This is a genomic window from Nonomuraea sp. NPDC050540, assembly GCF_044457485.1.
In the GTDB taxonomy this organism is placed as follows: Bacteria; Actinomycetota; Actinomycetes; order Streptosporangiales; family Streptosporangiaceae; genus Nonomuraea.
Map to the genome: position 1 here is coordinate 505517 of NZ_JBITHA010000006.1, position 9254 is coordinate 514770.

7 protein-coding genes are annotated in these 9254 nt (G+C 69.6%); 3 read left to right on the forward strand and 4 right to left on the reverse strand.

What is annotated here, in order from left to right; all coding sequences use genetic code 11:
- Nucleotides 1-54: 54 nt before the first annotated feature.
- The 4 genes from ACIBI5_RS23520 to metH form a co-directional block, all read right to left on the reverse strand.
- On the reverse strand, nt 55-1053 hold the full coding sequence (locus ACIBI5_RS23520; protein ID WP_397250036.1) for an ABC transporter permease: 999 nt from the start codon (nt 1051-1053) through the stop codon (nt 55-57).
- A gap of 297 nt (nt 1054-1350) precedes the next feature.
- Nucleotides 1351-1854, reverse strand: coding sequence for a cellulose synthase (locus ACIBI5_RS23525; RefSeq protein ID WP_397250038.1), 504 nt, complete (start codon nt 1852-1854; stop codon nt 1351-1353).
- Between the two features lie 458 nt (nt 1855-2312).
- Nucleotides 2313-2981, reverse strand: coding sequence for an HAD family hydrolase (locus ACIBI5_RS23530; RefSeq protein WP_397250040.1), 669 nt, complete (start codon nt 2979-2981; stop codon nt 2313-2315).
- Between the two features lie 516 nt (nt 2982-3497).
- Nucleotides 3498-6962: a methionine synthase gene (metH, locus tag ACIBI5_RS23535; protein ID WP_397250042.1), complete on the reverse strand. Its 3465-nt coding sequence runs from the start codon at nt 6960-6962 to the stop codon at nt 3498-3500.
- Nucleotides 6963-7041: 79 nt separating this feature from the next.
- Between metH and ACIBI5_RS23540 the strand changes: the two genes are divergently transcribed.
- The 3 genes from ACIBI5_RS23540 (at nt 7042) to ACIBI5_RS23550 (ending at nt 9195) form a co-directional block, all read left to right on the forward strand.
- A complete protein-coding gene (locus ACIBI5_RS23540) occupies nt 7042-7497 on the forward strand; it encodes a universal stress protein (protein WP_397250044.1) in 456 nt (151 codons plus the stop codon).
- Between the two features lie 104 nt (nt 7498-7601).
- The gene (locus tag ACIBI5_RS23545) at nt 7602-8456 is read left to right on the forward strand and encodes a PAC2 family protein (RefSeq protein WP_397250046.1); all 855 of its coding nucleotides are present in this window, start codon (nt 7602-7604) and stop codon (nt 8454-8456) included.
- A 253-nt stretch (nt 8457-8709) separates the two neighbouring features.
- The gene (locus ACIBI5_RS23550; protein WP_379622212.1) at nt 8710-9195 is read left to right on the forward strand and encodes a hypothetical protein; all 486 of its coding nucleotides are present in this window, start codon (nt 8710-8712) and stop codon (nt 9193-9195) included.
- Nucleotides 9196-9254 lie beyond the last annotated feature (59 nt).

A 9254-nucleotide genomic window follows, 5' to 3' on the forward strand; every position in this document is an offset into this window, starting at 1 on the left:
TTGTAGGTAGGAGCCAGGAAATTGCGGTGGTCGGTCATGCGGTGGTCGGGCAGGTCATCGGTTGCCGCGCGGGTCGAGCGCGTCGCGCAGGCCGTCTCCGAAGAGGTTGAAGGCGAGCACGGTGAGGAAGATCGCGAGACCCGGGAAGATCGCGTAGTGCGGGACGGTGTAGATGCGCGCCGCGTCGGAGAGCATGCCGCCCCAGGTCGGGGTCGGCGGGCGCACGCCCACACCGAGGAAGCTCAGCGCCGCCTCGAACAGGATGTTCGACGGGATCAGCAGCGTCGAGTAGATGAGGATCGGGGCCACGAGGTTGGGCAGGACCTCACGGAAGATGATGTACGGCCCGCGCGCCCCCAGGCTCCTGGCGGCGTCGACGAACTCCCGCTCGCGCAGCGAGAGCGTCTGGCCCCGGACGATACGCCCGATGTAGGGCCAGTTGAAGAAGCCGATGATGAAGATCAGCAGGGAGACGCGCAACGCGTCGCCGGAGAGCCCGAACGCCGTGTCGGGCACCACACCGGCCAGGGCGATGGCGAACACCAGCAGCGGGAAGGCCAGGAACACGTCCATGAGGCGGCTGATGACGGTGTCGACCCAGCCGCCGAAGAAGCCGGCCGTGACGCCGAGGATGGTGCCGATGCCGACCGAGAGCAGCGTGGCCAGGAAGGCGATGAGCAGCGAGATGCGCGCGCCGTAGACGACGCGGCTGAAGATGTCGCGGCCCCACTGCGGGTCGACGCCGAAGAGGTAGTCCCAGCTGATCCCGCCGAACCGGTCCTTGGGGATCTGGGTCTCCTGGTCGATCATGTCGCGGTGGAACTCGAGCGGCGGGTGCCCGAACCACTTCACGATCAGCGGAGCGAAGACCGCGACCAGGATCAGGAAGATGATGACGCCGGCGCCGACCATGGCGACCTTGTCGCGCTTCAGGCGCAACCACGCGATCTGCCCAAGTGAACGGCCCTGGATCGCCTTGCGGTCCACGCCCGTCACCACGGCTTCAGGAACTGCTTCCTTCGCCGACTCGGGAACATCCAGCGGTGCGGTCATGCGCGCCCTCCCACGCCCGCACCCGCAATGCCAGAAGTTGTGCGCATTGACTTCTGGCCCCCTGGGTTGCAGACGACATCGTCCGTTCGGCGGTGCCCGGTCAGGGACCGCCGTGATTGCAGGACCGTATGTCACGGCCCCAGGGTGCAGAATGTATGCGCTGAGCTGCGCTGACTAGTCCCTCAGACAGCTATGTGGCTCAACTGTGATTCTCGTGAAACTCATTCGTATTGATCTTGACGTGTTTGTCTACACGCAGTTCCGGTTGGGTCTCGGAACTGTGACATTGCACTGATTTCACCCGATACCGCGGCGCTTCAGGATCTCCTCGATGTCAGAGAAGTCATCGTCTTTTGTCCGCCCCTTGGCGGGGGCGGGCGACGGATTGACGGCCTGCGGCGCCGTAGCCGCCGGCGCGGCGGGCGTCTCGCCCGTCTTGACCCCGCTCTTGACCTTCGCCTGCTTGGGCTGCTTCGGTGTGGCCCCGCCGACGCCGCGCTTGCGCATCACGCCGGAGACCACGAACAGCACCACCGCCAGCCCCGCCAGCCCGACCCCCGCCCACACGAACGGGTTGATGATCCCCGCGACCAGCCCGGTCACGAACCCGACCACGGACGCCACGATCCCCCAGATCAGCGCATGGGCCCCGGTCAGGTAGGCGGCGATGGGCAGCAGCGACCACGCCACCCCGCGGATCCCGGCGGTGGCGCCCCTGCGCCGCCAGGCCAGGAAGCTCAGCACCAGCCCCAGGCCGGTGGCCCCGGCACAGACCGGCAGCCACAAAATGGTGTCGAACATGCCCACATCCCCTAGCTCTCGGTTACACCCATCCTGGCACGCGCACGCGCACCGCCCCCTCCTCCCTAAGAACGGCCCATCCCCTAGGGGAGGTTCCGCCGATCTCTTCTTCCGCCGACAGCGCACGCTCGCGTCACCCCGACAGCGCGCGCTTGTGCCGCTCCGACGGCGCGCGCTGATGTCGCTCCGACGGCTTCGCCGTCTTTCTGCCTCTCCTTTACGGCTCCGCCCCCGCACACCCGCCCCACCGCCGTGCGCGGGCGCCCGTCAAGCGCCGCCGGTGAGGGCCCACGGGTCCCCGCCGCAACGCCGCCCCAAGACACGCGGCGCGGCCCCTGCCCGGGGGCCGAAAGACACGCCTCCACCCCGAGGCACGACCCGACCCCGCCAAGGGCCCACGGGCACGCGCCGGCCAAGGCACGCCCGGTGAGGCCCATATGCCGGTGGGTCCGGTGGAGTTAGACGGGGCGGGGTGCCGGGGTGTGGGTCGTGACCAGGTCGCGCAGGTGGGCCGTGGTCACCTGTGACAGGGAGGACACGACCAGGCGGCCTGGGGCGGGTTCTATGGGGAGGAGGCTGGGGACCGCCACCACCGCGCAGCCCGCGGCCGTTCCCGCCGCCACGCCGTTCGGGGAGTCCTCCAGGACCACGCTGCGGGCCGGGGAGACGTCCAGCAGGCCCGCGGCGGTCAGGTAGGGCTCGGGGTCGGGCTTGGTGCGTTCGACGTCGTCGGCGGTGATGATGACGTCGAAGCGGTCACGGCCCACGAAGGCCAGGATGGCTTCGGCGATCTCCTTGAGCGACGAGGTGACCAGCCCCACCGGCACGCCTTCGGCGCGCAGGGCCTCCACCAGTTCCAGGGCGCCGGGCATGACGTCGACGCCGCCCGCGAGGCGGGCCACCATGCCGTCGATCATCCAGGTGCGCAGGGTCTGCGGGGGCACCGAGGAGCCGGACACGTCCAGCATGTAGGCGACGGTGCGCTCCATGGAGCCGCCGACGAGGTGGGTCTGGTGCTCGTGGTTCCATTCGCCGCCGAGCCTGGCCATGCAGTCGGTCTCCACCAGCAGCCACACCTTCTCGGTGTCGACCAGAAGCCCGTCCATGTCGAAGAACGCCGCGTCCATCCATCCCCCGTTCCGTCCGGTTGTCACCCCTGCCCAGGGGCAGAGTTCAACAGCCGCCCCGAGCCTCCACATTCCCAGCCGCCGAAAATTCTCCGTCGACCGGGTCCCACGAAGCGCCCCAACAGCCTTGGCACCACCTATCTCCTCAAGTAGCACCTTCCCAGCGGGCCCCATAGCCCAACCCCGCACCCTCCCAGCCCCCGCCAGAACCCTCCGCGTCCAGATCGCGTGCGACCCGGACCCGAAGACCCGGGCCGGGCGGGAGCTCGCCGGCGGGTAACGGCGCGCGCCTGTTCACCGAGACGACCGAGCCGGAGCGCCGGGCAGGCCGGTGGCCACGGCGGGTGGCCGGGCGTGCCTTGTCGCGGTGGGGCGTGTGTCCGGCTGCCGGGCGCACGGACCGAGCGGCCCGCCCGCGACGGCGGGCGGTGGCCTGCCCGGCTTGCCGTAACGGAGAACAGGCCGGACGAACCGCGAGGCGGCCCGCCCGAACCGGCGCACGGCGGCCTGGAGCGCCTACACGTTGAAGTACTTCGCCTCCGGGTGGTGGGCGACGAGGGCGCTGGTGGCCTGTTCGGGGTGGAGCTGGAACTCCTCCGACAGGGTCACCCCGATGCGCTCCGGGTCCAGCAGCTGGAAGAGCTGGACCTGGTCCTCGAGGTTGGGGCAGGCGGGGTAGCCGAAGGAGTAGCGGCAGCCCTGGATGTTGACCTTGAGCATGTCGTCCAGCGACTCCTCGCCCCCGATGCCCCACTCGGAGCGGACGCGGGCGTGCCAGTACTCGGCGAGCGCCTCGGTGAGCTGGACGGACAGGCCGTGGAGTTCGAGGTAGTCGCGGTAGGCGTCCTTGGCGAACAGTTCGGCGGTGGCCTCGGAGATCTTGCCGCCCATCGTGGCCACCTGGAAGCCGACCATGTCGACCTCGCCCGAGTCCTTGGAGCGGAAGAAGTCCGACAGGCACAGGTGCCGGTCGCGGCGCTGGCGCGGGAAGGTGAAGCGGGTGCGCTCGTTTCCGGCGTCGTCGAGGATGATGAGCGAGTCGCCGTCGCTGACGCACGGGAAGTAGCCGTAGACGACCGCCGCCTCCAGCAGGCCCTCGGTCTGCATGCGGTCGAGCCACATGCGCAGCCTCGGGCGGCCCTCGGTCTCGACGAGCTCCTCGTAGCCGGGTCCGTCGCCGCCGCGGGTGGGCTTGAGTCCCCATTGGCCGAGGAAGAGCGCGCGCTCGTCCAGGAAGGCGGAGTACTCGGCGAGCGAGATGCCCTTGACGATGCGGTCGCCGGTGAACGGCGAGCGCGGCAACGGGTTGTCGGCGGCCACGTCGGAGCGGGCGGGCAGCGCCTCCACGGGTGTGCGGACCAGGGTGGCGCCGGACTTGACGCGGCGCTCGCGCAGCGGCGGCAGCGTCGCGCCCGCCACGCCGCGCTTGACGGCCATGAAGGAGTCCATGAGGCGCAGGCCCTCGAAGGCGTCACGGGCGTAGCGGACCTCGCCCTGGAAGAGCTCGGCGAGGTCCTGCTCGACGTAGGCGCGGGTGAGGGCGGCGCCGCCGAGCAGCACCGGGTAGCGCTCGGAGATGCCGCGGGAGTTCATCTCCTCGAGGTTCTCCTTCATGATGACGGTCGACTTGACCAGCAGGCCGGACATGCCGATGACGTCGGCCTTCTGCTCGTCGGCGGCCTCCAGGATGGCGCTGACCGGCTGCTTGATGCCGAGGTTGACGACCTCGTAGCCGTTGTTGGACAGGATGATGTCGACGAGGTTCTTGCCGATGTCGTGGACGTCGCCCTTGACGGTGGCCAGCACGATGCGGCCCTTGGTCTCGCCCTCGACCTTCTCCATGTGGGGTTCGAGGTGGGCGACGGCGGTCTTCATGACCTCCGCCGACTGCAGCACGAACGGCAGCTGCATCTGCCCGGAGCCGAACAGCTCGCCGACGGTCTTCATCCCGTCGAGCAGCGTGTCGTTGATGATCTCCAGGGCGGGGCGCTGGCCGAGGGCCTCGTCGAGGTCGGCCTCCAGGCCCTTCTTCTCGCCGTCGATGATGCGGTGCTTGAGCCGCTCCCCCAGCGGCATGGCGGCGAGCTCGGCCGACTTGCTCTGGCGCATCGCGGCGGCGTCGACGCCTTCGAACAGGTCCATGTAGCGCTGCAGCGGGTCGTAGCCCTCGCGGCGGCGGTCGTAGACCATGTCGAGGGCGACCTGGCGCTGCTCGTCGGGGATGCGGGCCATCGGCAGGATCTTGGAGGCGTGCACGATGGCCGAGTCGAGGCCGGCGTTGACGCACTCGTTGAGGAAGACCGAGTTGAGCACGATGCGGGCGGCCGGGTTGAGGCCGAAGGAGATGTTCGACAGGCCCAGCGTCGTCTGCACGCCCGGGTAGCGCCGCTTGAGCTCGCGGATGGCCTCGATGGTCTCGACGCCGTCGCGGCGGGTCTCCTCCTGGCCGGTGGCGATGGGGAAGGTCAGGCAGTCGACGATGATGTCCTCGACGCGCATGCCCCAGTTGCCGGTCAGGTCGTCGATGAGGCGGCTGGCGACGCGCACCTTCCAGTCGGCGGTGCGGGCCTGGCCCTCCTCGTCGATGGTCAGGGCGACGACGGCGGAGCCGTGCTCGCTGACCAGCCGCATGATCTTCTGGAAGCGGGAGTCGGGGCCGTCGCCGTCCTCGTAGTTGACGGAGTTGACGGCGGCGCGCCCGCCCAGCATCTCCAGGCCGGCCCGCAGGACCTCGGGCTCGGTGGAGTCGAGCATGATCGGCAGCGTGGAGGCGGTGGCGAAGCGGAAGGCCAGTTCCTTCATGTCGGCCACGCCGTCGCGGCCGACGTAGTCGACGCACAGGTCGAGCATGTGGGCGCCGCCGCGGGCCTGGTCGCGGGCGGTCTCGACGCAGTCGTCCCAGCGGCCTTCGAGCATGGCCTCGCGGAAGGCCTTGGAGCCGTTGGTGTTGCAGCGCTCGCCGATGGCCAGGTAGCTGGTGTCCTGGCGGAAGGGGACCGTCTGGTAGAGCGAGGAGGCGCCGGGCTCGGGGTGGGGGCGGCGGTTGACCACCTCGCGCCCGCGCACGCGGTCGACGACCTGGCGCAGGTGCTCGGGGGTGGTGCCGCAGCAGCCGCCGACCAGGGACAGGCCGTAGTCGCGGGTGAACGTCTCGTGCGCGTCGGACAGCTCTTCCGCGCTGAGCGGGTAGTAGGCGCCGTCGGAGGTGAGCACGGGCAGGCCCGCGTTGGGCATGCACGACAGCCTGGTACGCGAGTGGCGGGCGAGGTAGCGCAGGTGCTCGCTCATCTCGGCCGGTCCGGTGGCGCAGTTGAGGCCGATGACGTCGACGCCGAGGGGTTCGATCGCGGTGAGCGCCGCGCCGATCTCGGAGCCGAGCAGCATGGCGCCGTTGGTCTCGATGGTGACCTGGGCGATGACCGGCACGTCGCGCCCGGAGTCGGCCACGGCTCGCTTGGCGCCGATGACGGCCGCCTTGACCTGGAGGAGGTCCTGGCAGGTCTCGATGATGAGCGCGTCGGCGCCGCCGGAGATCAGACCGGCCGCGTTGTCCATGTAGGCGTCGCGCAGCTTCTCGTACGGCAGGTGCCCCAGCGTCGGCAGCTTGGTGCCCGGCCCCATGGAGCCGAGGACGAAGCGCGGGTGGTCGGGCGTGGACCAGTGATCGGCGCGCTCGCGCGCGATGCGCGCCCCGGCCTCCGAGTACTCGAAGACACGCTCGGGGATGTCGTACTCGCCCAGCGCCGCGAGGTTCGCGCCGAAGGTGTTGGTCTCCACGCAGTCGACGCCCACCTCGAAGTAGGCGTCGTGCACGCTCTGCACGATGTCGGGCCGGGTGACGTTGAGGACCTCGTTGCACCCTTCGAGGTCCAGGAAGTCCTCGAGGGTGGGATCGGCTGCCTGCAGCATCGTCCCCATGGCCCCGTCGGCGACCATTACGCGCTGGGACAGTACTTCGCGGAAGGATGGGGAGTCGCTCATGGGCCCCAGCTTATCGGCTGCGATCGAGGCGCTATGGTGCCGGGGAAGATATTCAATAAAGCGTCCAATAGGAGGCGCTGTGCGTTATCAGACCATTCTCGTCGGGACCGACGGTTCGGCCTCCTCTCTGCGCGCCGTCACGGCCGCCGCAGAACTGGCCGCGGCGACCCGCGCCCGGCTGGTGGTGGCCTGCGCCTACCTGCCGATGCGCGAGAGCGAGCGGGCCCCGGCCGCCGACCGGCTGGGCGAGCTGGCGTACAAGGTGAGCGGGTCGACGCCGGCCGAGGACACGCTGCGGGCGGCGCGCGAGAGCGCGGTGGCCGCGGGGGCCGGGGAGGTCGTGCTGGCCGCCGAGGCGGGCGAGGCCGTGGACGTGCTGGTCAGGCTGGCCGGCGAGCACCGGGCCGAACTGCTCGTGGTGGGCAACAGGGGGCTGAACTCGCTGGCCGGGCGGCTGCTGGGATCGGTGCCCTCCGGCGTCTCGCACCGGGCCGGGTGCGACGTGCTCATCGTGCGCACCACGTCGGGGCGGTGACGCCCGTACCAGGCAGTACGCCCGTGGCGCAACGAGATCAGTGACGCGAGACCCCCCTCAGCGCATAGGCTTAGTCGAATGCCAGCCGAAGGAGGAGGCGACACGTGATCGAGCTCGAAAGGTTCCCCGAGCTCGTCGACCCGGTGCTGATCGCCGCGTTCGAGGGGTGGAACGACGCGGGCGAGGCCTCCAGCGGTGTCATCAGCCACCTGGAGAGCGCCTGGAAGGCGGAGCCGCTGACCGAGCTCGATCCCGAAGACTATTACGACTTCCAGGTGACCAGGCCGGTGGTGGAGCTGACCGACGGGGCCGAGCGTCGCATCGTCTGGCCGACGACGCGGTTCTCGCTGGCCAGGCCGCCGGGGTCCGAGCGCGACGTGGTGCTGCTGCGCGGCATCGAGCCGAACATGCGCTGGAAGTCGTTCTGCGAGGAGATCATCGAGGTCTGCCGCGAGCTGGGCATCGAGACGACGGTCATGCTGGGCGCCCTGCTCAACGACTCGCCGCACACCCGCCCCGTGCCGATCCTGGGCACCGCCTCCGAGGAGGGGCTGGCGCGTTCGCTCAACCTGGAGCTCAGCCGCTACGAGGGCCCGACGGGCATCGTGGGGGTGCTGCAGCACGCCTTCGCGCTGGGCGGGCTGAGCGCGATCTCCCTGTGGGCCTCGGTGCCCCACTACGTCGCCCAGCCGCCCAACCCGAAGGCGACGCTGGCGCTGCTGCGCCGCCTGGAGGACGTGCTGGAGATCTCCATGCCGCTCGGCGAGCTCGACGAGGAGGCGCGCGCGTGGGAGCACGGCGTGGACGAGCTGGCCTCGCAGGACAGCGAGGTGGCCGAGTACGTCAAGGAGCTGGAGGAGCGCAAGGACGCCGCGGAGCTGCCCGAGGCCAGTGGCGATGCCATCGCGGCGGAGTTCGAGCGGTATCTGCGGCGCCGCGACCGCGATACTGACAGCTGATTCTCAGGTCATTGTTGCCATATTTCTCCCGGGTTTCAGGTAATAATCAGTGACCCGCGCCATTTGTACACAGTTGGAACACCAGCCGGCAACAATTGCATAACCAGGAGAAACACGGCTCCATAACAACGGCGAAATCGCCGGGTGCCACGTCGAACCTACCCATGTGACTGCGCACGTTAGGCCAACCATGGCGACTCCCCACCTAGATCCGCACCAAAGAAGTCAGGACACCAGGCGGCGCGTACTCGAGATGGCCGTCTCGCTCCGCGAGGACCGCACCGGCGGGCCCGTGGACCACTTCCTCGCCCTGCTCCAGGATCGCCTGCCCCTGTGGCTGCGCATCCTGCACGACCTCTCGCACCTGGTCGGCAAGGGCCGCGTCAACGACAACCTGCTGCCCATCGCACGGGCCGGGATCGACTACTACGCCGAGATCCAGTCGGCGGCGCTGCCCGCCTTCACCTCGCCCAGCGTGACGGTCCGCTTCCGTGAGGCGATCCGCGACAACGGCCTCGGGCCGCTGGCCGAGATCGCGCCGCTGGCCGCCTACCTCGGGGCCGAGCAGCGGATCGGCCGGGTGACCGCCGCGGCGGATCCCGATGCCAGCGCCCGCCTCCTGCTGGCGGGATGCTTCAGGCACGCCTACAACGAGATGTTCTTCGGGGCCTATTCCGGGCCCACGCGGGACGTGAGCGCTGAGGAGATCGTTCGCGAGCTTCGGCTGGAATCCGGGTAACTTGAATCCGGGTAAATAGTCATAAATCGCTTTGAGGGTACGGCGGAGCGTCGCCGTAC

Bases quoted from the DNA above. Each gene is read 5' to 3' on its own strand.
- ACIBI5_RS23520 (WP_397250036.1), bottom strand. From the start codon at position 1,053: ATGACCGCACCGCTGGATGTTCCCGAGTCGGCGAAGGAAGCAGTTCCT.
- ACIBI5_RS23525 (WP_397250038.1), bottom strand. From the start codon at position 1,854: ATGTTCGACACCATTTTGTGGCTGCCGGTCTGTGCCGGGGCCACCGGC.
- ACIBI5_RS23530 (WP_397250040.1), bottom strand. From the start codon at position 2,981: ATGGACGCGGCGTTCTTCGACATGGACGGGCTTCTGGTCGACACCGAG.
- metH (WP_397250042.1), bottom strand. From the start codon at position 6,962: ATGAGCGACTCCCCATCCTTCCGCGAAGTACTGTCCCAGCGCGTAATG.
- ACIBI5_RS23550 (WP_379622212.1), top strand. From the start codon at position 8,710: ATGGCCGTCTCGCTCCGCGAGGACCGCACCGGCGGGCCCGTGGACCAC.